Annotated in this window: 21 protein-coding genes and 1 tRNA gene; 18 read left to right on the top strand and 4 right to left on the bottom strand. The window is 66.3% G+C overall.

Annotation, left to right across the window (positions count from 1 at the left end):
- Window positions 1-17 precede the first annotated feature (17 nt).
- From WCD84_RS06460 to WCD84_RS06545, 18 genes are all read left to right on the top strand, one after another.
- On the top strand, window positions 18-2552 hold the full coding sequence (locus WCD84_RS06460) for an MtrB/PioB family outer membrane beta-barrel protein (RefSeq protein WP_343280809.1): 2535 nt from the start codon (window positions 18-20) through the stop codon (window positions 2550-2552).
- A complete protein-coding gene (locus tag WCD84_RS06465; RefSeq protein ID WP_343254416.1) occupies window positions 2549-3385 on the top strand; it encodes a c-type cytochrome in 837 nt (278 codons plus the stop codon). Before WCD84_RS06460 ends, WCD84_RS06465 begins: the two co-directional genes overlap by 4 nt.
- 147 nt (window positions 3386-3532) lie before the next feature.
- Window positions 3533-3976 carry an azurin gene (gene azu / locus WCD84_RS06470; protein WP_343254417.1) on the top strand — a complete coding sequence of 148 codons (444 nt, stop codon included), beginning with the start codon at window positions 3533-3535 and terminating at the stop codon, window positions 3974-3976.
- A gap of 164 nt (window positions 3977-4140) precedes the next feature.
- Window positions 4141-4905, top strand: a complete 765-nt coding sequence (locus WCD84_RS06475) for a heme ABC transporter permease (RefSeq protein ID WP_343280843.1) — start codon at window positions 4141-4143, stop codon at window positions 4903-4905.
- Entirely contained in the window at window positions 4902-5078 is a 177-nt protein-coding gene (gene ccmD, locus WCD84_RS06480; RefSeq protein ID WP_343280810.1) for a heme exporter protein CcmD, read from the top strand. The genes WCD84_RS06475 and ccmD overlap by 4 nt, the downstream gene beginning before the upstream one ends.
- Window positions 5075-5563 carry a cytochrome c maturation protein CcmE gene (gene ccmE, locus WCD84_RS06485; RefSeq protein WP_343280811.1) on the top strand — a complete coding sequence of 163 codons (489 nt, stop codon included), beginning with the start codon at window positions 5075-5077 and terminating at the stop codon, window positions 5561-5563. The genes ccmD and ccmE overlap by 4 nt, the downstream gene beginning before the upstream one ends.
- Window positions 5564-7492, top strand: coding sequence for a heme lyase CcmF/NrfE family subunit (locus WCD84_RS06490; RefSeq protein WP_343280812.1), 1929 nt, complete (start codon window positions 5564-5566; stop codon window positions 7490-7492).
- On the top strand, window positions 7489-8079 hold the full coding sequence (locus tag WCD84_RS06495) for a DsbE family thiol:disulfide interchange protein (RefSeq protein WP_343280813.1): 591 nt from the start codon (window positions 7489-7491) through the stop codon (window positions 8077-8079). Before WCD84_RS06490 ends, WCD84_RS06495 begins: the two co-directional genes overlap by 4 nt.
- Entirely contained in the window at window positions 8076-8555 is a 480-nt protein-coding gene (locus tag WCD84_RS06500) for a cytochrome c-type biogenesis protein (RefSeq protein WP_343280814.1), read from the top strand. The genes WCD84_RS06495 and WCD84_RS06500 overlap by 4 nt, the downstream gene beginning before the upstream one ends.
- Window positions 8555-9640, top strand: coding sequence for a tetratricopeptide repeat protein (locus WCD84_RS06505; RefSeq protein WP_343280815.1), 1086 nt, complete (start codon window positions 8555-8557; stop codon window positions 9638-9640). Before WCD84_RS06500 ends, WCD84_RS06505 begins: the two co-directional genes overlap by 1 nt.
- A 67-nt stretch (window positions 9641-9707) precedes the next feature.
- Window positions 9708-11051, top strand: coding sequence for an NADP-specific glutamate dehydrogenase (gene gdhA, locus WCD84_RS06510; RefSeq protein ID WP_343280816.1), 1344 nt, complete (start codon window positions 9708-9710; stop codon window positions 11049-11051).
- 85 nt (window positions 11052-11136) lie between these two features.
- The gene (gene metX / locus WCD84_RS06515; RefSeq protein ID WP_343254426.1) at window positions 11137-12252 is read left to right on the top strand and encodes a homoserine O-acetyltransferase MetX; all 1116 of its coding nucleotides are present in this window, start codon (window positions 11137-11139) and stop codon (window positions 12250-12252) included.
- A gap of 93 nt (window positions 12253-12345) precedes the next feature.
- Window positions 12346-12957, top strand: coding sequence for a cysteine dioxygenase family protein (locus tag WCD84_RS06520; protein ID WP_343280817.1), 612 nt, complete (start codon window positions 12346-12348; stop codon window positions 12955-12957).
- A gap of 65 nt (window positions 12958-13022) precedes the next feature.
- Window positions 13023-13109: transfer RNA gene (locus WCD84_RS06525), tRNA-Leu, on the top strand.
- Between the two features lie 231 nt (window positions 13110-13340).
- On the top strand, window positions 13341-14558 hold the full coding sequence (locus tag WCD84_RS06530; RefSeq protein WP_343280818.1) for a phage major capsid protein: 1218 nt from the start codon (window positions 13341-13343) through the stop codon (window positions 14556-14558).
- Window positions 14559-14609: 51 nt separating this feature from the next.
- Window positions 14610-15134 carry an HK97 family phage prohead protease gene (locus WCD84_RS06535; RefSeq protein ID WP_343280819.1) on the top strand — a complete coding sequence of 175 codons (525 nt, stop codon included), beginning with the start codon at window positions 14610-14612 and terminating at the stop codon, window positions 15132-15134.
- An 11-nt stretch (window positions 15135-15145) separates the two neighbouring features.
- Entirely contained in the window at window positions 15146-16315 is a 1170-nt protein-coding gene (locus WCD84_RS06540) for a phage portal protein (RefSeq protein ID WP_343280820.1), read from the top strand.
- A 60-nt stretch (window positions 16316-16375) separates the two neighbouring features.
- Window positions 16376-16819 carry a terminase small subunit gene (locus tag WCD84_RS06545; RefSeq protein ID WP_343280821.1) on the top strand — a complete coding sequence of 148 codons (444 nt, stop codon included), beginning with the start codon at window positions 16376-16378 and terminating at the stop codon, window positions 16817-16819.
- A 372-nt stretch (window positions 16820-17191) separates the two neighbouring features.
- Here the strand turns inward: WCD84_RS06545 and WCD84_RS06550 are convergent, their stop codons facing one another.
- From WCD84_RS06550 to WCD84_RS06565, 4 genes are all read right to left on the bottom strand, one after another.
- Window positions 17192-19546 carry a phage/plasmid primase, P4 family gene (locus WCD84_RS06550; protein WP_343280822.1) on the bottom strand — a complete coding sequence of 785 codons (2355 nt, stop codon included), beginning with the start codon at window positions 19544-19546 and terminating at the stop codon, window positions 17192-17194.
- Window positions 19547-19885: 339 nt separating this feature from the next.
- Complete coding sequence (locus tag WCD84_RS06555; protein WP_343280823.1) at window positions 19886-20152, bottom strand: hypothetical protein; 267 nt, start codon at window positions 20150-20152, stop codon at window positions 19886-19888.
- The gene (locus WCD84_RS06560; RefSeq protein WP_343280824.1) at window positions 20152-20391 is read right to left on the bottom strand and encodes a hypothetical protein; all 240 of its coding nucleotides are present in this window, start codon (window positions 20389-20391) and stop codon (window positions 20152-20154) included. The genes WCD84_RS06555 and WCD84_RS06560 overlap by 1 nt, the downstream gene beginning before the upstream one ends.
- Entirely contained in the window at window positions 20388-20624 is a 237-nt protein-coding gene (locus WCD84_RS06565; protein WP_343280825.1) for a helix-turn-helix transcriptional regulator, read from the bottom strand. The genes WCD84_RS06560 and WCD84_RS06565 overlap by 4 nt, the downstream gene beginning before the upstream one ends.
- Window positions 20625-20631: the final 7 nt, after the last annotated feature.

Below are 20631 nucleotides of genomic sequence, written 5' to 3' on the forward strand. Positions count from 1 at the left end.
CGCGCAGGAGGTCTGACATGAACCCAGGTAACCGCCGCATCGCACGCCACCACCCGCTTTGCCTTGCCCTGCTCGGCACGTTCGCCTTCCCCGCGTTTGCCCAGGACAGCGGCGCCGGCGTCGACCTGCAGCTTGGCAACGCCATCGATCCCGACGGCATGGCGCAGTACGGTTGCAACGCCGACGGCATGAGCTGGCTCAGCGCCGAGCGCAAGCGCACGCCAAGCGGCCACCTGTACCCCTGCGTCCCCGACTTCGGCCAGCCGCGCGAGCTTTCCGGCGGCTGGCTGTTCTCCGGCGCCCTGGGCATCGGCTACATCGACATCAATGACGAGCGCAACACCAACTGGCTGCGCTTCAACAACTGGTCCGACGGGCTGGTCGCCCGCCTGGCACTGGCGTATACCCGCCCGGCCGACGGCAGCCACGCCGGAATCCGCGGCGCCCGCGTCAACTCCGACAACCAGTTCATCAAGGCAACCTGGGGCCGCGCCGGCCACTACCGCCTCGAAGCTTTTGCACGCAGCCAGCCCAACGTCACCAGCGGCGCGGCGCGTTCGATCTGGGACGGCGTTGGCAGCGATTACCTGGCGCTGAAACCCGGCCTGACGCCAGCGGGCAGCACCCATGCCGAAGTCGGCGCGGTTTCCGCAGCTGCCATGCCGCAGGTGCTCAAGGTGGTGCGCGACAAGTTCGGCATGTCCGGCAGCTACATGTTCAGCCGTCAGCTCACCGCCTATTTCGGCGCCAGCCATGAGCAGCGCGAGGGCGCGCGCCCGTTCGGCGGCGCGTTCTTCTTCGCCTTCATCTTCCCGGGTTCCGGTGGCGTGTACGAAACCCCGCGCCCGATCGACGACAGCACCTTCAACGTCAACGGTGGCCTGCGCTACGCCGGCAACGAATGGAACTTCGACGTCGGCTACAGCGGCTCGATGTTCCGCACCGGCAACCGCCGCTTCAGCTACGAAGTGCCGTTCGGGTTCCCTTCGCTGGTGCCGGGCTTCGGCAACTACCCGCTGACCCTGGGCGAATTCGCCTACGAGCCCGAGAACGATTACCACAACCTCAAGGCGACCGCGACGCGCAAACTCGAGGGCAACGGCCAGTTCTCCGTGACCGCCTCGTTCTCGACATCGCGACAGGACGACAAGCTGCTGCCGCCGATGAACTGCGCCAGCGGCGACCAGTTCGGCCTGACGGTGCCGCCGTTCGCTTTCAACTGCTCCGACTGGAACACGACCGCCGCGCTGTCGCAGCGCAGCGCCGACCTCAGCATCGACAGCAGTCTGGTCAACGCCCGCCTGGTCATGCGCCCGGCCGAGCGCGTGACCGTGCAGGGCAACCTCAAGTTCCACCGCCAGGACTACAAGGGCGACTACTTCGCCTACAACCCGCTGACCGGCCAGTACGGCTATATCGCCGAGAACGGCGCCCAGGGCAGCTCGGTGCCGCTGGAAATGGGCGTCTGGGATCCCGAGCTGTTCCCAAGCGTCATCACGCGGATACGCAACCTGCCGCTGGACAAGGACATTCTTGAAGGCAGCTTCGGCGTCGACTGGCGGGTGAACGACAAGAACACGCTGGGCGCGTTCCTCAGCTTCACGCGTACCGACCGCGATCACCGCGAAGTCGCGCGCCAGGAGGACACGCTGGCCAAGCTCACCTGGAGCAGCCGCGCGATCGACGACGTGACCCTGCGCGCCAACTATTCCTATCTTGATCGCAAGGGGCGCGACTACAACTACGACCCCTACCATTTCACCTACTCGATGGACCTGCCCGGATTCGTCGACGACGGCAACATCTGGCCGCATACCCTTGCCGAGCTGCGCAAATACGACGTCGGCGGTCGCAAGCAGCACAAGGCGACCCTGATCACCACCCTGGCCCTGCCGCGCAACCACACCCTGTCGGGCACGCTGCGCGGCGACTGGAACGACTACGACGCCGAGTTCGGCCGCCAGGACTACGACAGCCTGGGTGCCAGCCTGTCCTGGGACTGGCAGCCCGACGAGCGGACCACGGCCAACGTCTTCCTCGGCTACGACCGGTCCGAACTCGGCATGGCCAACATCAACGAGATCGCCGTGTTCGGCAACGACCCCAATCTTGGGGGCGACAGCTACATCGACGCCGGCCGCTGGTGGGTCGACGACGATCAGCGCAACTACTACGCCGGTATCAACTTCAGCCGCCAATTCGACCGCAGCCACCTCGAGCTCGGCTGGAACTACGCCGACTCGCGCGGCCAGACCGGCTATCGCTTCAACTCCCCCGATGCACTGGCCTACCCGGCCATGGCCGCGGCCGCGGGCAACGGCTTCGCGCCGATGGTGCACCGGACCAACACCTTCACCCTGTCGTGGGCGATTCCGATCAGTGAGCGCGTCGGCCTGCGGCTGTTCGACACCTACGAGACCGGGCGCATGGCGGACTGGCACTACTTCGGCCTTGACCAGAGCCTGGTGACCTCGAACCGCGTCTACCTGGACAGCGGCCCGTCCGACTATTCGGTGAACATGGTGGGCGCGATGCTCGAGGTGAAGCTGTGAACCGCCGCGCAAGGGCCTTCACGCTGGCGCTGGGCACGGTCGCGGCGCTCGCCGCCGCGTTCGGAACCGCCGCGCAGGACCAGGCCGCCGAGGAGACCGGGGCCGCGGTCGAGGACGAGGCCGCGGTCGAGGATCCCCGGTTCAACGTCCCGCCGGACCCCGGCTATTTCGACCTGCGGCGGATCACGCCGATCACCGGCGACCCCGCGCGCGGCGAGAGCCGCTCCGAACTCTGCACCGCCTGCCACGGCCAGGACGGCATCTCGATCGTTCCCATCTACCCGGACATCGCCGGGCAGAAGGCCGACTACATGTACTGGCAGCTGCGCAAGTTCAAGGACGCCGGCTTCGGCGACACGGTGATGGCCGTTGCCGTGGAGGAACTCAGCGAACAGGACATGCGCGACCTGTCGCTGTATTACGCAGGCCTTCCCGCCGCGGGCAGCCCGCCCGAACCCGCGGAGGCCGAAGAAGCCGCAGCCGACGATGGGACCGAGGCATCACCGGATCCGGCGCTGCTTGCGCGCGGCGAACAGCTCTACCTGCACGGGGATCCGGCCGCCGGCATCCCGCCCTGCCAGGCCTGCCATGGCGGCGATGCCCGCGGCCACCCCGGAGCACAGTCCGTGGACGCCGGCGGATTCACGCCCTATGCCGCCTATCCGTCGCTGCGGGGCCAGCGCGAGGACTATCTCAAGACCCGGATCGCGGAATACCAGGAAGGCAAGCACACCACCCTGACGACCGACTTCGTGATGATCGGGGCCGCCCGCAACCTGGATCCGGCCAGCGTCGACGCGCTGGCGGCCTGGCTTTCAAGTCTTCCGCACTAGCTGGGGTCAGCCCGCATTTGGAAGACAAGACATGCTTCGCAAGTTCCTGATCGCTTCCGCGTTGACCCAGGTCAGGGCGCGTTCGGCGTTCGGGGGTATCATGTAATGGCAGTTACACACTATCCCCGCACTCCCTGGAGTCTCACCATGCTTCGCAAAATCCTCTTCGCTTCCGCCCTCATCCTCGGCGCCCCCGCTGCCATGGCCGCGACCTGTGCGGTCGACCTCGAAGGCAACGACGCAATGAAGTTCAACGTCGCCAACATCGACGTCGACAAGAGCTGCAAGGATTTCACCATCAATCTCAAGCACACCGGCCAGCTGCCGAAGGTCGCGATGGGCCACAACGTCGTGGTCGCCGCCACGGCCGACATGAAGGGCATCGACGCCGACGGCATCAAGGCCGGCGCGGCCGCGGACTACGTCAAGGTCGGCGACAGCCGCGTCATTGCGCACTCGAAGCTCGTCGGCGGTGGCGAAAGCACCTCGGTGACCTTCCCGGTCGCCAAGCTCGGCGCGGGCCCGAATTCGTTCTTCTGCAGCTTCCCGGGCCACTCGGCGCTCATGAAGGGCACCATCACCGTCAAGTAAGCGCCATTGCGTACCTCCGCGGAACGGCCCGGTGCCGTTCCGCGTGCTTGGCCCGGGGGGCCAAACCTGAAAGAATGGCCTGCCTGGCCAAGGCCCCCGGCAGGCCTTGAGCCGGCGAACAGCGGGGCCAGCCCCACCTCCTGCCAGCGAAAACGATGTCCGACATGAATCCGGTGATCCGCTGGTTCCACCAGCTTGGCTCACCGCCCTATTTCGACCGCTTTGCCGCCAGATGGTCCCCCTGGGGCTACGCGCTGGGCGCGCTGGTGATGGCCTGGGGCGTGTACGGTGCGCTGTTCCAGGTGCCCGCCGACTACCAGCAGGGCGACAGCTTCCGCATCCTGTACATCCACGTGCCCGCGGCATGGATGAGCCTGCTCGTGTTCGGGCTTATGGCGCTCTATTCCGCGATCGCGCTCATCTGGCGGATCAAGCTCTGCGAGATCCTCGCCATGGCCTGCGCACCCATCGGCGCGGCCTTCACCTTCGTCACCCTGGTCACCGGTTCGATCTGGGGCAAGCCGATGTGGGGCACCTGGTGGGACTGGGATCCGCGCCTGACCAGCCAGCTGGTGCTGCTGTTCCTCTACCTGGGCGTGATCGGCCTGTACCAGGCCATCGACGACCGCCGCACCGCCGCGCGCGCCGCGGGCCTGCTGGCGCTGGTCGGCGTGGTGATGCTGCCGATCATCCGCTATTCGGTGGTGTGGTGGAATTCGCTGCACCAGGGCCAGACCATCCGCGTGTTCGGCGAGTCCTCGATGGACCCGAGCATGCTGCCGCCGCTGGTGTGGATGCTGATCGGCACCAAGCTCTGGTTTGCCGGTTCACTGCTGGCGCGCGCGCGCGCCGACAACCTGCAGCGCGAGGCCGGCAAGGACTGGGTCCGCCGGCTCGCCGCAGCGTCCGCCGCCGGAGCACGCGAATGAGCTATCTCGAATACGTCATCGCCGCCTACGCGGTGTTCGCCCTGATGCTGGCCTGGGACTTCATTGCCCCGCGGCTCGCCATTGCGCGCCAGCTGCGTGCCGCACGCCGGCTCGCGGCGCGCCGTACTGTTCGTCCCGACCGACCCGACCGTTCCACGGAGCTTCGCCGATGAATCCCACCCGCCGCCGACGCCTCTGGTTCGTGCTCGCCATCGTCGCCGCCTCCGCCCTGGTGGCCGTCCTGGTGGCCATGGCCCTGCAGCGCAACGTCGCCTACCTGTTCACCCCGGCCGAAATCCTCGACGGCCGTGCCGGCGCCGACGTCGCCTCGGGCGAGACCCGCTTCCGCCTGGGCGGCATGGTCGCCGACGGGTCGCTCGAGCGCACGCCGGGTTCGATGGAGGCGCGCTTCATGGTCAGCGACGGCGATGCGCTGATGCCGGTGGTGTTCTCGGGCATCCTCCCGGACCTGTTCCGCGAGAACCAGTCGGTGGTCGCCACCGGCCGCATGCGCGCCGATGGCACCTTCGTCGCCGAGGACGTGCTGGCCAAGCACGACGAGACCTACGTGCCCAAGGAAGTGGCCGACAAGATGGGCCTGGCGCACGAGAAGCACAACGTCGACGTGCCCGCGCCGCAGCCCGAAGGCGCCCTCTAGGTGCTGCCCGAGATCGGCCAGGCGGTCCTTGCGCTGGCACTGGTATTCGCCGTCCTCCAGGGCATCACCGGCCTCGTCGGCGCGGCGCGCGGACGCGAGGACCTGGCCGCGGTCACGCGACCGGCGGCGCTCGCGCAGCTGGTGCTGGTGCTGACCGGCTACGTGCTGCTGACCCTGGCCTTCGTGATGCAGGACTTCTCGGTCAAGTACGTGGCCGACAACTCCAATTCGCTGCTGCCACTGGTCTATCGCTACACCGCGGTCTGGGGCGCGCATGAAGGCTCGCTGCTGCTGTGGGCGCTGATGCTGGCGGTGTGGAATGCCGCAGTCGCGTTGGCATCGGGCCGCATCCCGTGGAGCTTCCGGGCGCGCGCGCTCGGCGTGATCGGCCTGGTGGCGGTCGGCTTCCTGTCGTTCATGGTGTTCACCTCCAATCCCTTCGCGCGGCTGCTGCCGGCGGTCGCCGAGGGGCACGACCTCAATCCGTTGCTGCAGGACCCGGGGATGATCATTCACCCGCCCCTGCTGTACATCGGCTACATCGGCTTCGTGGTGCCGTTCGCGTTCTCGCTCGCGGCGCTGCTCGAGGGCGCGGTCGACGCGCGCTGGCTGCGCTGGTCGCGGCCGTGGACCAACGTCGCCTGGGCCTTCCTCACCGTCGGCATCGCCATGGGCAGCTGGTGGGCCTACTACGAACTCGGCTGGGGCGGCTGGTGGTTCTGGGATCCGGTCGAGAACGCGAGCTTCATGCCCTGGCTTGTGGGCGCGGCGCTGATCCATTCGCAGGCGGTCACCGAGAAGCGCGGCAGCTTCGGCAGCTGGACGATGCTGCTGGCGATCGCGGCGTTCTCGCTGTCGCTGCTGGGCGCGTTCCTGGTGCGCTCGGGCGTGCTGACCAGCGTGCATTCCTTCGCCGCCGACCCTTCGCGCGGTCTTTTCATCCTGGTGTTCCTGGGCGCGGTGATCGGCGGCGCGCTGCTGGTCTACGTGACCCGCGCGCCGCGCCTGGCGCAGGGCAAACCCTTCGCGGCCTCCTCGCGCGAGACCCTGCTGCTGGTGAACAACCTGCTGCTGGCGTCCGCCTGCGCGATGGTGCTGCTGGGCACGCTGTATCCGCTGATCGCCGACGCGCTGGACCTGGGCAAGGTTTCGGTCGGCCCGCCCTACTTCGGCACCCTGTTCCTGGTGTTGATGGCGCCGCTGGTGATGCTGGTGCCCTTCGGGCCGCTGACGCGCTGGCAGCAGGAACAGGCCTCGAAGCCGCTGGCGATGCTCGCGCCCTGGCTCGGCCTGGCCGTGCTTCTGGGCGTCATCGCCTGGTTCAAGGCGCCGCAGGGCGCGCTCAAGACCGGCCTTGGCGTGGGCGCCGCAGCCTGGGTCGCACTGGGCACGCTGCGCTTCGCGTGGACGCGCGTGCGTGCCAAGGGCCGCAGCTTCACCCCGGAAATGTTCGGCATGGTGCTGGGCCACCTCGGCGTCGCGGTGTTCGTGCTGGGCGCGATGCTGGTCGAAGCGCAGAACGTGCTGCGCGAGGTGCCCATGGTGCCGGGTGAAACGCAGACCATCGGCCGCTATGCATTCCGCTTCGACGGCGTCGAACGCGTGCCGGGACCGAACTACATGGCCGACCGCGGCCTGGTGCAGGTGTTCCGCGATGACAAGCCCCTGGTGCTGCTGCATCCGGAGAAGCGCGCCTACGCCAGCGGCGGCCAGGTGATGACCGATGCCGGCATCCACGCCGGCGTCCGCGCCGACATCTTCGTTGCCCTGGGTGAACCGCTGGGCGGCGACGCATGGGCCGTCCGCCTGCACATCAAACCCTTCATCCGCTGGATCTGGGCCGGCGCGGTGCTGATGGCGCTGGGCGGCCTGGTCACCGCCTGCGACCGCCGCTTCCGCCTGCCGCTGAAAAAGGAACAGCCACGATGAGCGCGCCGCTGCCTCCCGGCGCCGACGCCGACGGCGGTAGCCGCAAGCTGCTGACCGTGGTCCTGTTCGGCGGATTCCTGCTGCTGCTGGTGCTGCTGGGCTGGGGCGTGAGCCGCTCCGACCGCCCCGATCGCGAATCCCTGCCCTCGCCGCTGATCGGCAAGCCCGCGCCCGAGTTCTCGCTGCCGGTGCTGCACGACGCCAGCTACCGCGTCGGTACCGCGGAGCTGCAGGGCCAGCCCTACCTGATGAACGTCTGGGGCAGCTGGTGCCCGGCCTGCCAGGTCGAGCACCCGGTGCTGGCGCGCTACGCGGAAACGAAGAAGATCCGCGTGGTCGGCTACAACTGGAAGGACGAGCCCGAGGATGCACTGCGCTGGCTGGAACAGTTCGGCAATCCGTACTGGGTCGTGGTCACCGATTACGACAGCGACGCCGCGATCGAATGGGGCATCTACGGGGCGCCCGAAACTTTCCTGGTCGACGCCGACGGCATCGTGCGCTGGAAGCACGTGGGCCCGGTGAGCGACGAGCTCATCGACACGGTGGTTGCACCGATGGTCGAAGCCATGGAGGCCGACGGATGAACATGCGCATGACGCTTTCCGGCGGGCTGCTGGCGCTGCTGCTGGTCGCACTGTCGCTGGCCCTGGTGCCGGCACCTGCTTCGGCCCAGGCCGCGCGCAACGCGCAGCCCCTCGAGTTCCACGACCGCGCCGAGGAACGACGCTTCCACAAGCTGACCCTCGAGCTGCGCTGCGTGATGTGCCAGAACCAGTCGCTGGCCGACTCCGACGCGCCGATCGCGCATGACCTGCGCCGCGAAGTCTTCAGCCTGATGCGCGAAGGCCGCAGCGACGCCGAGATCAAGACCTTCCTGGTCGATCGCTACGGCGAGTTCGTGCTCTATCGTCCGCAGTTCGGCGGCGGCACGCTGCTGCTGTGGCTGGGACCGGGGATCGTGCTGCTTGGCGGTGCCGTGGTCCTGGTGGTGGTGGTGCGCAAGCGTGCGGCCCGCAACCGCGTCGCGCTGGATCCCGTCGACGACGGACAGGAGTGGTAATGACCGTTGTCTTCATGCTTGTCGTGCTGTTCGGGTCGCTGGTGGCCACCGCGCTGGTTGCCGCACCGCTGCGCCGCGGCTCGCCGCGCACCTGGCTTGCCGTGCTGGCCGTGGCTCCCCTGCTTTCAGTCGGCCTGTACCAGCTGCTGGGCACGCCCGCCGCGCTTGATCCGAGCGCGCGCGCGCCGGTGGCGATGGCCGGCGGCGACGCGGCCCACGCCGATCCCGCCGAGTTCGCCGAAGCCGTGGTCCAGCTGCGCGCCGAACTGGAACGCAATCCGCAACAGCCGGAAGGCTGGGGACTCCTCGCCCGCTCGCTGTCGGTGCAGGGCGATGCCGCCGGCGCGCGCGACGCGTATGCAAGGGCGCTCGAGCTGGTCCCCGATGAGCCGTCGCTGATGGTCGAGTTCGCGCAGGCCAGCGCCCAGGCCCATCCGCAGAATCTGTTCGAAGACCAGGCGCTCGCCCTGCTGCAGCGCGCCGCAACGCTGCAGCCATCAAACCAGCGCGCGCGCTGGTTCATCGGCGTGGCCCAGCGCCAGCGCGGCATGGACGCGGAAGCGGTCGCGACCTGGGAAGCCATGCTGGACGAGGTCGACCCCGCCACCGCCGCCAGCCTGCGCACGCAGATCGGAGACGCGCGCGCGGCAGCGGGCCTGCCAGCGGCAACCGGATCCGCCGCCGGATCCGTGGCCGCGCCAGCGGTCGCAACCGCTGCCGGCCAAGGCACCGGAGCGGGATCTTCGGGCGGCCTGCGCGTACGCATTTCGCTGGCCCCCGGCCTCGCCGAACGGCTCGGCGGCGAAGGCATCGTGTTCGTCATGGCGCGTGACCCCGACGGTCCCCCGATGCCGGTGGCCGCGGAGCGCCACCCCGTGTCCGCACTGCCGCTGGACATCGTGCTCGATGACGCCGACAGCCCGATGCCGACGCAGGTCCTGTCGCAGCTCGACACCGTCCTGGTTTCAGCGCGCATCTCCGCCTCCGGCACGGTCGAGCGCAGCGCGGACGACGTCGAATCGGCCGCCGTCCGCGTCTCCCTGCCGGGCGACGAGGTGATCGAGCTGATCCTCGGCGCGGAGTGACCTGCGCTTGACATGATCGATGCTGCGCTGCAGCATCGACCCATCCGCCCCGGGAGACATGTCACGCATGAAACATGAATCCTCCGCGGATTTCCTGGCCCGGGTCGAACAGCGCAATCCCGGCCAGCCCGAGTTCCTGCAGGCGGTCACCGAGGTCGTGGACAGCCTCTGGCCGTTCCTCTCCGCGCATCCGCGTTATGCCAGCCAGGGCCTGCTCGAGCGCCTGGTCGAACCCGACCGGACGGTGCTGTTCCGGGTCACCTGGGTCGACGACCACGGCGAAGTGCGGGTCAACCGCGGCTATCGCGTGCAGCACAACAACGCGCTGGGACCCTACAAGGGCGGCCTGCGCTTCCATCCCTCGGTGAACCTGTCGGTGCTGAAGTTCCTCGCCTTCGAGCAGACCTTCAAGAACGCGCTGACCACCCTGCCGATGGGCGGCGCCAAGGGCGGATCGGACTTCGACCCCAAGGGCAAGAGCCCCGGCGAGGTGATGCGCTTCTGCCAGGGCTTCGTTACCGAGCTGTCCCGGCACATCGGCGCCCACACCGACGTGCCCGCGGGCGACATCGGCGTTGGCAGCCGCGAGATCGGCTTCATGGCCGGGATGATGAGGAAGCTCAGCAACCGCGCCGACTGCGTGTTCACCGGCAAGAGCCTGGCCTCTGGCGGTTCGCTCATGCGGCCGCAGTCGACGGGCTACGGCACCGTCTATTTCGCGCAGGAAATGCTGGCGCGCCAGGACGCCGAGCTCGACGGCCTGCGGGTGTCGGTGTCGGGCTCGGGCAACGTCGCCCAGTGCGCGATCGAAAAGGCGATGGAGGTCGGCGCCAGGGTGGTGACGGTGTCCGACTCCAGCGGCACGGTCATCGACGAGGACGGCTTCAGCACGGACAAGCTGGCCGAGCTCATGGAGGTGAAGAACCACCTCTACGGCCGGGTCAGTGACTATGCCGAGCGCGTCGGAGCGCGCTTCGAGGCCGGCATGCGGCCGTGGTCGGTGCCGGTCGATGTCGCCCTGCCCTGCGCCACCCAGAACGAGATCGACGCCAGCGACGCCAAGCGGCTGGTCGACAACGGCGTGCGCTGCGTCGCCGAGGGCGCCAACATGCCCTCGACGCGGGAGGCGGCCAGAATCTTCGAATCCGCGGGCGTGCTCTACGCGCCGGGCAAGGCCAGCAACGCCGGCGGGGTCGCGGCGTCGGGACTGGAGATGAGCCAGAACGCGATGCGCCTGGGCTGGAGCGCCGACGAAGTCGACGGACGGCTGCGGCAGATCATGCGGGACATCCATGCCACCTGCGTCGAACACGGCCGCCGCGACGACGGCACGGTGAGCTACCTCGACGGCGCCAACATCGCCGGCTTCGTGCGCGTGGCCGATGCCATGCTGGCCCAGGGCATCACTTGATCCCGGACGACGCCGGCGCGCCACCGACGCTAGACGCGGTCCGTCCCGACCGACACGCGCGGTGGCGGCCGTTAAACTTGCGGCCATGACCGAATTCATCCCGCCCGGCACGCGTTTCATCGACCTCCCCTCGCCCTTCGCCATGAAGCGCGGCGGCGAGCTGTTGCACGGCCGCATCGCCTGCGAAACCTGGGGCCGCCGCAGCGCCGCGGGCGACAACTCGATCCTCATCCTCACCGGCCTGTCGCCGGACGCGCATGCCGCGGCCAGCGCCGATGACCCGTCGCCGGGCTGGTGGGAGGCCATGCTTGGGCCGGGCAAGGCGATCGACACCGAACGCTGGCACGTGGTCTGCGTCAACGCACTCGGCAGCTGCAAGGGTTCAAGCGGACCGGCGTCGATCGATCCGGCCACGGGTCGTGCCTATGGCCTGTCGTTTCCGGACGTCGCCATCGAGGACATCGCCGACACCGCCGCCCACGTGGTACGCGCGCTTGGCATTGAACGACTGGCCTGCGTGATCGGAAACTCCATGGGCGGCATGGCCGCGCTGGCCCTGCTCGCGCGCCATCCCGGCATCGCCCGCAGCCACGTCAATGTCTCCGGAGCCGCGCGCGCGCTGCCGTTCTCGATCGCCATCCGCTCGCTGCAGCGCGAGGCCATCCGCCTGGATCCGAACTGGAGCAACGGCGAGTACGACGAGGAGTCCTATCCCGAAAGCGGCATGCGCATGGCGCGCAAGCTCGGCGTCATCACCTACCGTTCGGCGCTGGAATGGGATGGCCGCTTCGGGCGCGTGCGCCTGGATTCAGACCGCCGCGACGACGAGGATCCCTTCGGCCTCGAGTTCGAGGTTGAAAGCTACCTTGAAGCGCATGCGCGGCGCTTCGTGCGCAACTTCGATCCCAACTGCTATCTGTACCTCAGCCGCTGCATGGACTGGTTCGATATCGGCGAATCCTGTGGCGGCACCACGGCGGATGGCCTTGCGCTCATCCGTCTCGAGCGCGCGCTGGCGATCGGCGTCCATACCGACATCCTGTTTCCTCTGCAGCAGCAGGAAGAGATTGCTGACGGCCTGCGCGCCGGCGGCGCCGAGTCGACCCTGCTGCCGCTGGAGTCGCCTCAGGGCCACGACGCCTTCCTGGTCGATTTCGCGCGCTTTTCCCCGGCGATCGGCGACTTCCTGGCTGGGCTCTGAGGCTGGCCCTGCGTCTGCGCACTGCGCCTGTGGCCCCGCCGCGCATGCTGCAGCGCGGCGACCCGCCTGCCCGGGCCGTCGTACACTCGGGCCATGACCCAAGCCAGCGAACGCGCCCCCGGCGCGCTGCCCGACATTGATTTCCCCGGACGCGAGCTGCTGGTCGCCGGCATCGACGAAGCGGTCGGCGCAGGCGATGGCCATGCGGTCACCGCGGCGCTGCGCAGCTTCCTGTGCGGGGTGATCCGCGATCCCGCGGTGCGCCTGCCCGCCTTCATCCATGAGCCGGTCACCGACCACTACGCCCGCCGCGAGCTGTATCGCAGCGCCAGGCACGGCTACAGCGTGGTCGCCATGACCTGGGGGCCCGGCCAGGGCACGCCCATCCACGACCATGCCGGCTGCTGGTGCGTGGAAGGCGTCTGGGCAGGCGAGCTGGAGATCAACCAGTACGAGCTGCTCGAGCGCGACGGCGAGCGCTTCCGCTTCCGCTCCGCGGGCGGTATCCAGGCGGGCCCGGGCAGCGCCGGCAGCCTCATTCCACCGCACGAATACCACACCATCCGCAACGCCGATCCGCATGCGATAGCGATCTCCCTGCACGTCTACGAAGCGCCGCTGGAGCTGTGCTCGCGCTTCGAGGCGGTAGCCGGCGAATGGCACCTGCGCCGCGACAACGCCCTGCGCACCGACGCGGCCGCCTGAGCGGCACGCGACCTCGGCACGCGACGCTCGGCAAGCCGCGCACAGCCGCTATACTTGCCGCCCGCGCCGAAGTGGCGGAATCGGTAGACGCAGCGGATTCAAAATCCGCCGGCCTTAAAACCGTGTGGGTTCGAGTCCCACCTTCGGCACCAGTAAAATCAACGGGTTAGGCTTCGCGGCCTAGCCCGTTCGTTTTTCGGGCCTCCATCCGGTGCCCGTATGGTGCCCGTTTGTCGGGCGCTACATTCCGCGCACTTCGGGCACCGCCTGCCCTCCCCCAACTATCCCAGCGTGTGCCAGTGCATCCCACGCTAGGAGGTTCGCGCGCGCGCGCGTAATTAGCCCAACCGGGACTCCCCAAAAACAACCCCGGAGCTATAGCCATGACTCTTTCTGAAATCCGGCAGCGCAAGGCTGCCAAGGTTGCCGAGCAGCGCGCCATGCTCGCCAAGGCCACGACCGAGAACCGCGCGCTCACCGCCGACGAGGCTGCAGCCTTCGACGCGATCAAGGCAATCATTCTGGAACTGGAAGGTGCCGAGTCGCGGCAGCAGTTCATGGACGACCAGGAGCGCCGCGCGGCCGGCACCCCCGTGACCACGGGTAACGGCCACGACAACCCCGAGCAGCGCGTAAGCCTGCTGAACGTGCTGCGTGCTGGCATGGAGGGTCGCAGCCTGACCGGTGCGGAAGCCGAAGCGCACGCCGAGTTGGAGCGCCGTCACGGTTCGGCCAAGCATGGCGGCATCCTTGTTCCGCTGTCGGCCTTTGAGCGCCGCGCCACCACAACCGGCACCGCTGGCGGGCTGGTGGGTACGCAGCATCGCCCGCAGGATTTTATCGGCCCGCTGCGTAATTCGCTCCTGGTGCGTGCGCTGGGTGTGCGCACCCTGTCCGACCTGACTGGCAATGTCAGCATCCCGAAGGCCGGCACGGGCGTTTCTGTCGGCTGGGTGACGGAAGGGCAGGCACTGCCGGAAGCGGACATGGAATTTGAGTCGGTCGCACTGACCCCGCATCACGTCGGCGGCATCACCGAGCTTTCCCGCCAGCTGATTCAGCAGTCCAGTCCGGCTGTCGAGGATTTGGCGCGTGATGACCTGTCGTTTGCGATCGCGCAGGCAGTGGACCGCGCGATCATCGCCGGCACCGGCGCGAACGGGCAGCCGCTGGGCATCATCAATCGTGCCGGTGTGCAGGAAGCTGACCTGCCGGCCACCTGGGCCGATGTCCTGGCCATCGAGCAAATGCTTGCTGCGCTCAACGTCAACCCGTCCGGCTGGTATACGTCACCGGGCGTGCTTACTGCCCTGCGCGGCGTGCTGAAAGCTGCCAGTGCCGGCAGCGATTACATCGCCACGGCCAAAACCATCGGCGAACTGCCGGTCGCGTCGAGCAATGCCGCGCCGGCTGATACCGCCATTCTTGGCGACTGGTCGCAGGTGATTCTGGGGCAGTGGGGAGCCGTGGAAATCCTGGTGAACCCGTTTGCCGAAGCGCCCTATCGTCGCGGCGGCGTGCTTGTCCGCGCCTTCGCCACGGTGGACGTTGCGGTACGCCACGAGGAAGCGTTTGTGATCGCGACTGCCGACGCGCCGTAACTGTCAGCCCGCACAGCCCGTCGATGTGGCGGGCTGTGTGCTTTGGAGCGCATGACCATGATCGAGAAAAGAGCTACCGCAGGCGTCACCGCCAATGGCCGCAAGCTGTCCGGCTACGTCGCCAAGTTCGACAACCCCACGACCATTGGCGGCTTTACGGAAGTTGTCAGGCCTGGTGCGTTCGCTGCATCGCTGGCCAGCGGCCGGGACATCATCGCACTGGCTGACCACGACCCGGCGCGCGTGCTTGGCCGCACCCGTAGCGGCACGCTGCAGCTGCAGGAAGATGGGGACGGCCTGGCGTTCACGCTGGAAGTCCCGGACACCGCTGCAGGCCGTGACTTGATTGCACTGGCCGAGCGTGGCGACCTTGGCGGCTGCAGCTTCGGGTTCGTCGTCAACGCTGGCGGCGACCGCTGGCAGGGTGACACCCGTGAACTGTGCAGCGTGGAGCTTCGGGAAGTCTCCATTGTGCAGGCGTGGCCAGCGTATGCGGATACCGAAGTTCACCTGCGCAGCCTGCAACCGCAAAACCAGTTGACGCTTATGCGCTACTGGCTCGCCACCTGCCGCTAGGAGTTGACGCAATGAAGCTATTTGACCTTTTCAAGCGGGAGCAGCGCAGCGCCGACCCATCATGGGGCGCGCTCACTGGTAGCGGCGGCACTACTGCTGCCGGCTCGCACGTTGATACGCGCAGCGCGGAAAGTATCAGCACGGTGTTCGCGTGCGTACAGGCATTGAGTGAGTCCACGGCCTGCCTGCCTCTGCACACCTACCGCCGCAATGAAGATGGGAGCCGGGAGCGTGCCAACGATCATTGGCTGTCGCGCGTGCTTGACCGGCCGAACGATTACCAATCGGGCATGGAGTTTCGGGAGTCCATGACAGCGGCGGTGCTGCTGCATGGCAACGCCTACGCCCGGAAGGAATCCAACGGGGCCGGCGAAGTCACGGCGCTGCATCCCATGAATCCCGCCCGCGTGACTATCGTGCGCCTGGGCAGCGGCCGCTATCGCTATGACTGCACAGACGATGATGGACGTGTGCAGCATCTGCTGTCGGATGAAGTGCTGCACCTGCGCGACCGCACCGAACCTGGAAGCATTGTTGGACGCTCGCGTATTGCCATTGCACGCGAAACGCTGGGGCTGTCACTATCGCTGCGCACGCATGGTGCTAACAGCTTCGGGCGTGGCGCGCGGCCTGCGTCGATCCTTTACAACGAAAGCAAGCGCGACCTTACCAGTGAGGAACTGGCCGCGTTGCGTGGTGCGATGGACAACTATGCATCTCCAGCGAACGCGGGCAAAACCCTGATCATGGGACTGCGCGGGCTGAGGCTGGAAGGCATTGGCATGACAGCCGAAGATGCGCAGTGGCTTGAGGCCATGAACTTCAGCGTGACCGAGGTGTGCCGCATCTATCGCGTTCCGCCCATTCTGGTACAGACGCTGGAGCAGGCGAGCTATAACAACGTCGAATCACTGGGCGAGCAATTCGTAAAGTTCAGCCTCACGCGTTGGCTCAACCTGTGGGAGTCGGCCATCGCGCAACAGCTGCTAGGGCCGATCGCGCGGCAACGCTATTACGCGGAACATGCGGTCGATGCGCTGTTGCGTGGCACTGCGCCGCAGCGTGCTGAGTTCTACGCCAAGGCGCTCAACGGCGAACCGTGGATGGACGCTGACGAGGTTCGCAGGCTGGAGAACCTGCCGCGGCGCGCAGTTGACGATAAATCACTGGCACCTGACTGACACATAGACCCGCTGTCCCCTCTGTGGCGCGGATTACTCCCCCTCAAAGGTACGCCAACCATGACGAAACTCACTGAAAAGCAGCAGGCGTTCGTCGCCAACAAGGTTGCCGGCGTGGCCAACCGGGATGCAGCCATTGCGGCCGGCTACTCGGTGACCGGCGCAGCGGTCGCTGCTGACAAGTTGATGAAGCATCCCGGTGTTCTCTCCGCGATCAAGGCTGCTGCACCGAACGTGTCAGCGAAGGCTAACACCCTTCCGAAGATGCCACGCGAGAAGTACACAGACCCGAAGGTGTTTTTGTCCGACGTGATGAACCTGACCACGCTGCCTATCGCTGTGCGCGCGGACGCTGCAAAGCAGCTGCTGCCGTATCAGCACGCGAAGATGGGCGAAGTGGGAAAGAAGCAGTCCAAGGTAGACCGCGCCAAGGTGATCACGGCAGGGCGTGGGAAGTTCGCCCCGAAGGCACCGCCAGCGTTGACGGTCGTGCGGAACGAATAGCGCGCGTGGGTGCTGGGCTGTCAGGCCATGCGCGTGGTGATTCATCCTGACTGCCTGCGGATTAGCCGGCGAGTGCCGCCAACAAAACCCCGGCAGTGGCTAGCGGCCTAAGAGTGAGCCGTGAAGCTGCACAAGGCCCGCAGCGTTGCCAAGGCGCTGCGGGCCTTTCTTTTGTGCGGTGGCCACGGTAATTACTGTAATTGCTCCGTTGACGACAATAATCCAGTGTAGGGTTGTGTAGGGATGTAGGGTTTAAGCATTGTTACCTAGTCAGGAAAATCTGAGCAGTAATTACAGTAATTACTGATGAAGCGTCTAGGTGGTAAACAATGGGGAGAACCCTACATCCCTACACAACCCTACATTCCGTGGTCATCCGCGATGGGGCATGGGAACAACCTTGCCGCTAGCATCCCCTAGGACTGCGTGGGCGGCGATGTCCAGCCCTTGCCACGTCATGCCGGCACTCTGCCGCACCCTGACAAGTCCCGGCCTCTCAGCGACTCTCAGGCTGAAGGCCTTATTGGTCAGGACGTGTTCGCCATTTTCGGCGCACCACAAGCGGTAGAAATTATAGAGCGCGGACGAGGACACAGAAAATTGCTGGCCAACTCGGCAGCGATCCGCGATGAACTGGCCGATTACATCCGACGCGTTCCGATACTCAGCCGTTGCCGCCCTCACTGCGTCCGGCTCCTGGAAGCCGTGCCGCCGGTACATGTTCCAACCTGCAACGCACCAAGCAAGGATTCCCGGCAGTTCGGCGCGCAGCTTGGCTGTCAGTTCGGCGTCACGCTCGGTTTCGGGAATCGTGACGGCGAACGGCACCAACTTCAGCCGTCTCCAAATGCCCCCATCCGTCCCGGTGACGCGCGGCCGATGATTGGTCTGCAATACAACCAGGTGTGTAGGCGTGAACTCCACAAAATTCTGATAGAGCGGCCGTCCTGTGAGCCGGTCCCCACCTGTGATCTGTTTAACGCGTGACTCATCTAGTCTTTCTGTCTCGCCTGACTCACTGGCCACGACAAGGCGCAGGCCGCGCAGGCTGGCAATCGCTGCCAGCTGGTCGGAATCCTTGCGCGCAAGTAGCAGGCCCGGCGATGCGGTGCCGGCATAGTCGCCTAGCAATGTCTGGAGTGTCGCAAGGAAGGTCGATTTGCCGTTCGCGCCGCTGCCGTAGAGAACCGGCAGCGCGTGTTCTCCGCGAACACCTGACAGCATGTAGCCGCAAATCGTCTGTAGGTACGCTTTCAGCTGCGCATCGCTCCCCATGATGCGGTCAATGAAGCGCGCCCACGTCGGCGCAGTGGCGCTCGGGTCATAGTCCACTGTGATTTGTTTGGTGATGCGATCCTCGCGCGCATGTGGCCGCTGCTGACCCGTGGCCAAGTCGATCACGCCCGAAGGTGTGCCGACTAGCATTGGGTCGGCGTCCAGTTGGTCAGCCTTTATTGCCAGCATCGTTTGCGCCGCTTCCATCGTGTGCCGGACTGACACGACAAATTCCGATGAGCGCGCCCACCGGCGCAAAGTCTTTTGGAAGTCGGCACGCCGCTTCGCTTCATCGCTGCCCGCGACGGTCGAATCCTCAACCCAAGAACTGAGCGCGTCCGCCTCCTCTTGGATGATCCGGCCAAGGCCGAACGCCAGCCGCCGCGCCTGGTCATCATCGTGCCGCCACGGTCCGCCGCTCCACACATGCCAGCCAATGCCGGGGACGTGCATCAAGTCCTGGCCATGCGCGGCGTTGAGCCGGTGGGCGTTCGCAAGGTCGCTGGTCACGCTGGCCGCTGCATCTTCTGCAGTGGTGGGCCGCTCGGTATAAAACGTGTCAGTCTTTGCCAGTATTTCGGCGATGGTATGAGTCAAATAGCTTCCGCCCGGCCGACGCTCATTCCATTTGGGGCGTATCAGGTTGGAGCGACGCATAAGACGTTCGATCCGCTCGGGATCGGGGCCGCACCAGAATGCAAGGTGTGCGACTAGGGCCGCATCGGCATGACTGTCAGCCGCGCACTTCCCGTTCCACAAATCCGCAACGGATGCTTTGCCGCCGAACGCAACAGCAGCGCTAACGGGCGCTGACAGCGCCTTCCTAATCAACTCATCATCGGTGCCGTTGAACCCTACGGCGTGGCCACGCTCGGGCGACATCGGTAGCGGCAGCGCGTCGCGCTTGAAGTAGCATTCAACCAGTGGCGCGAAGTCAAAGCAGGTATCCGCGCACCCTTGCACCTGGTCGCCGAATCCGAACGCGATGCTCTGGCCCTCGCTGTACAGCTCAAGTTCCACCGGCGCTGTACTGGCTGCCACGTCGCGTGACGGCTTGCAGCGGTGTTCGGGCATCGCACTGGAAGTTCTGGCGATGATATGCAACCCGTGGCCAGACGATGACACTTCGATCATCGCGCCAGCGAACTGCGCGCACAGCTCATTAACGATGGGCTGCCATTGATTGTCTTGGCCTAGGGCGTGGTCTAGGTCAAATAGAACGTAGCCCGCTTCCCTTGTGAGGCGGAAGCCCATCGTGTAGCGCACCGCTGCGCCCGGCGTGTCGAGGCTGATTACAGCGTCGCGTACCGCGTCGAATGTATGCCAGTTCGCTGGCGATGCTGCGTCTACTGGCCAGCGTGCACCGTCCAACGTGCATGGAAGCTTTGCGAACTTGCCTTTGTTGGCGTCCCATTCCAGGCGCCACGGGAACCAGTGAGGAATGCTTGCCATGCCGCCTACTGCGGCCGCAAATCGGGGAGTTGTCATTGTGTGCCAAGCCTTAAAAGGTGCAGCGTTGAAGGGCGCACCCCTGCCAAGGATTTTTGTCAGCGCCGAACGGGCGCTAGTGCTTCGGTCGCAGAGAACAGGAAGGCCGCTTTGCGCTTTGGGTCTTGCTCACAAATCGCGCGCAGCCGGAACAGCGCGGCGCTGTGTAGAGCCCAGTGGGTCGCCGGATGGTGCGGCGGCAGCTCATCCGCAACCCAACTCCACGCGGAAAACCACATGTTCCGCAGCCCTTCGCGCCGGACGCCTGGGTATGCTTCCAACAAATACATAGCGATGGCCGGCTCAAGCGTTGGAGTTTGCATGGATGGCCTCCCCCATTTGTAGCAGTGCGTCGATTGCGTCCATCAGCAGTCGGCGTTCGCCGCCGTCTGTCTCGATAACAAAGCGGAAGTAGTTGCGGACGATGCCGTGCTGAATGCTTGGGAGCATGTGCCCAGCGTGGCTATCGACCCATGCCATCGCTTGCGCGTGGGCATATGCAACGGTCTTTGCGGCGCTGGGGCCGCGAACGTGCGAAGTCCAGTAGTCAATTTCAACGGGAGTGAGCATTAGTGCATCCCCCGTTGAAAGTCGGCCGCAGCCTGGACAATTGCGGCTTCAAGCTGCGCGCACAATTCCCCGTCACCTTCGGCGTACAGTCGCAGCAGCGCGGACGTTGCCCACCGCATGACGCATTCGGGGGCGTTTGGATCGTCGGCAGCCACGCCGAACGTATCGAGCGCCAAGCCTTCCACGGCATTCATTCCGGGAACGCGCATCGTCTGAAACAGCGGAGGCCAGATGCTCATTGGTAGGCCTCCGCGCACTGCTTTGCATGGGCGCGAACCTCTCCCAGAACATAGCGCGTCATTGAACCCACCTTGCGGCCCTTGGGGAAGTGCCCTGCCTTCTCCAAGCGGTAGCGCGTGGAGCGCGACACTCCGCACACGGCCTGCGCTACCTTGCCGGTAATCAGCGCGGCGTCGTCCAGTTTGTTGAGGTCTGGAAACTCTGTGGCCCTGCGGCCCTTGTGGTGTTTCATGGGGTGG

Origin of the sequence: Luteimonas changyuni, from assembly GCF_039548395.1 — a bacterium.
In the GTDB taxonomy this organism is placed as follows: domain Bacteria; phylum Pseudomonadota; class Gammaproteobacteria; order Xanthomonadales; family Xanthomonadaceae; genus Luteimonas.

Excerpts from the sequence above, each read along its gene's own strand:
- WCD84_RS06460 (WP_343280809.1), top strand. The coding sequence starts at position 18 with ATGAACCCAGGTAACCGCCGCATCGCACGCCACCACCCGCTTTGCCTT.
- azu (WP_343254417.1), top strand. The coding sequence starts at position 3,533 with ATGCTTCGCAAAATCCTCTTCGCTTCCGCCCTCATCCTCGGCGCCCCC.
- WCD84_RS06475 (WP_343280843.1), top strand. The coding sequence starts at position 4,141 with ATGAATCCGGTGATCCGCTGGTTCCACCAGCTTGGCTCACCGCCCTAT.
- ccmD (WP_343280810.1), top strand. The coding sequence starts at position 4,902 with ATGAGCTATCTCGAATACGTCATCGCCGCCTACGCGGTGTTCGCCCTG.
- ccmE (WP_343280811.1), top strand. The coding sequence starts at position 5,075 with ATGAATCCCACCCGCCGCCGACGCCTCTGGTTCGTGCTCGCCATCGTC.
- WCD84_RS06495 (WP_343280813.1), top strand. The coding sequence starts at position 7,489 with ATGAGCGCGCCGCTGCCTCCCGGCGCCGACGCCGACGGCGGTAGCCGC.
- WCD84_RS06500 (WP_343280814.1), top strand. The coding sequence starts at position 8,076 with ATGAACATGCGCATGACGCTTTCCGGCGGGCTGCTGGCGCTGCTGCTG.
- WCD84_RS06505 (WP_343280815.1), top strand. The coding sequence starts at position 8,555 with ATGACCGTTGTCTTCATGCTTGTCGTGCTGTTCGGGTCGCTGGTGGCC.
- gdhA (WP_343280816.1), top strand. The coding sequence starts at position 9,708 with ATGAAACATGAATCCTCCGCGGATTTCCTGGCCCGGGTCGAACAGCGC.
- metX (WP_343254426.1), top strand. The coding sequence starts at position 11,137 with ATGACCGAATTCATCCCGCCCGGCACGCGTTTCATCGACCTCCCCTCG.
- WCD84_RS06520 (WP_343280817.1), top strand. The coding sequence starts at position 12,346 with ATGACCCAAGCCAGCGAACGCGCCCCCGGCGCGCTGCCCGACATTGAT.
- WCD84_RS06530 (WP_343280818.1), top strand. The coding sequence starts at position 13,341 with ATGACTCTTTCTGAAATCCGGCAGCGCAAGGCTGCCAAGGTTGCCGAG.
- WCD84_RS06535 (WP_343280819.1), top strand. The coding sequence starts at position 14,610 with ATGACCATGATCGAGAAAAGAGCTACCGCAGGCGTCACCGCCAATGGC.
- WCD84_RS06540 (WP_343280820.1), top strand. The coding sequence starts at position 15,146 with ATGAAGCTATTTGACCTTTTCAAGCGGGAGCAGCGCAGCGCCGACCCA.
- WCD84_RS06545 (WP_343280821.1), top strand. The coding sequence starts at position 16,376 with ATGACGAAACTCACTGAAAAGCAGCAGGCGTTCGTCGCCAACAAGGTT.
- WCD84_RS06550 (WP_343280822.1), bottom strand. The coding sequence starts at position 19,546 with ATGGCAAGCATTCCTCACTGGTTCCCGTGGCGCCTGGAATGGGACGCC.
- WCD84_RS06555 (WP_343280823.1), bottom strand. The coding sequence starts at position 20,152 with ATGCTCACTCCCGTTGAAATTGACTACTGGACTTCGCACGTTCGCGGC.
- WCD84_RS06560 (WP_343280824.1), bottom strand. The coding sequence starts at position 20,391 with ATGAGCATCTGGCCTCCGCTGTTTCAGACGATGCGCGTTCCCGGAATG.
- WCD84_RS06565 (WP_343280825.1), bottom strand. The coding sequence starts at position 20,624 with ATGAAACACCACAAGGGCCGCAGGGCCACAGAGTTTCCAGACCTCAAC.